General features: G+C 58.2%; 1 protein-coding gene. It reads left to right on the forward strand.

The window, feature by feature from the left end; translation table 11 throughout:
- Positions 1-1,880: beta strand repeat-containing protein (locus ACIOAU_RS23575; RefSeq protein ID WP_401184867.1), on the forward strand; the 1,880-nt coding region annotated here is incomplete at both ends.

Raw genomic sequence — 1,880 nt, forward strand, 5'->3', positions numbered from 1 at the left:
GTCACTGCAACCGTGACCGCAGTCAATGGCGGTAACTTCGAAGCCGTCGACCTGACTGGCGCGACCACCACTGTTGCCGTCGAAGACACCATCGACACCACGACTGTGGCCGTCACTGCTGAAGCTGCGAAAGAAGGGGATGCCAACCTCACCTTCAACTTCCAGCTGAGCAACCCGCCGCAGGCGGGTACCACCGCTACCTTGACCGTCAACGTCGGTGGTACTGATTACACCGTCACTGTTGGCGCCGATGGCAAGGGCACTCTCCAGGTCCCGAACACCAACGTTGAAGACGTCTACAAAGACGGCAGCGAAGTCACTGCAACCGTAACCGCAGTCAATGGCGGTAACTTCGAAGCTGTGGATCTGACCGGCGCGACCACTACTGTCGCTGTCGAAGACACCATCGACACCACTACCGTGGCCGTCACTGCTGAAGCAGCGAAGGAGGGTGATGCCAACCTCACCTTCAACTTCCAGTTGAGCAACCCGCCGCAGGCAGGCAGCACCACGACTCTGACTGTAAATGTCGGTGGTACTGATTACACGGTAACTGTTGGCGCTGATGGCAAGGGCACCCTCGAGGTCCCTAACACAAACATCGAAGACGTCTACAAAGACGGCAGCGAAGTCACTGCGACCGTGACCGCGGTCAATGGTGGCAATTTCGAAGCCGTCGATCTGACCGGCGCGACCACCACTGTTGCCGTCGAAGACACCATCGATACCACGACTGTGGCCGTCACTGCTGAAGCTGCGAAGGAGGGGGATGCGAACCTGACCTTCAACTTCCAGCTGAGCAACCCGCCGCAGGCAGGCAGCACCACGACTCTGACTGTAAATGTCGGTGGCACTAACTACACCGTCAACGTTGGCGCTGATGGCAAGGGCACTCTCCAGGTCCCGAACACCAACGTTGAAGACGTCTACAAAGACGGCAGCGAAGTCACTGCAACCGTGACCGCAGTCAATGGCGGTAACTTCGAAGCTGTGGATCTGACCGGCGCGACCACTACTGTCGCTGTCGAAGACACCATCGATACCACGACCGTGGCCGTCACTGCTGAAGCTGCGAAGGAGGGTGATGCCAACCTCACCTTCAACTTCCAGCTGAGCAACCCGCCGCAGGCGGGTACCACGGCTACCTTGACCGTTAACGTCGGCGGCACTGATTACACGGTAACTGTTGGCGCCGATGGCAAGGGCACTCTCCAGGTCCCGAATACCAACGTTGAAGACGTGTACAAAGATGGCAGCGAAGTCACCGCGACTGTCACTGCGGTCAATGGCGGTAACTTCGAAGCCGTCGATCTGACTGGCGCGACCACCACCGTTGCCGTCGAAGACACCATCGATACCACTACCGTGACCATCACTGCCGAAGCTGCGAAGGAAGGTGATGCGAACCTCACCTTCAACTTCCAGCTGAGCAATCCGCCGCAAGCCGGCAGCACCACGACTCTGACCGTTAACGTCGGTGGCACAAACTACACCGTTGATATCGATGCATCCGGCAAGGGTACTCTGCTGGTTCCGAATACTAACGTTGAAGACGTCTACAAAGATGGCAGCGAAGTGACTGCCACCGTCACGGGCGTCACCGGCGGCAACTTCGAAGCGGTCGATCTGACCGGCGCGACCACCACTGTCGCTGTCGAAGACACCATCGACACCACGACTGTGGCCGTCACTGCTGAAGCTGCGAAAGAAGGTGACGCAAACCTCACCTTCAACTTCCAGCTGAGTAACCCGCCGCAGGCGGGTGCCACTGCTACCTTGACCGTGAACGTCGGTGGTGCTGATTACACCGTCACAGTTGGCGCTGATGGCAAGGGCACCTTGTCGGTCCCGAACACCAACGTTGAAGACGTCTACAAAGA

Origin of the sequence: Pseudomonas sp. NPDC088322, assembly GCF_044740745.1 — a bacterium.
GTDB lineage: Bacteria > Pseudomonadota > Gammaproteobacteria > Pseudomonadales > Pseudomonadaceae > Aquipseudomonas > Aquipseudomonas shirazensis.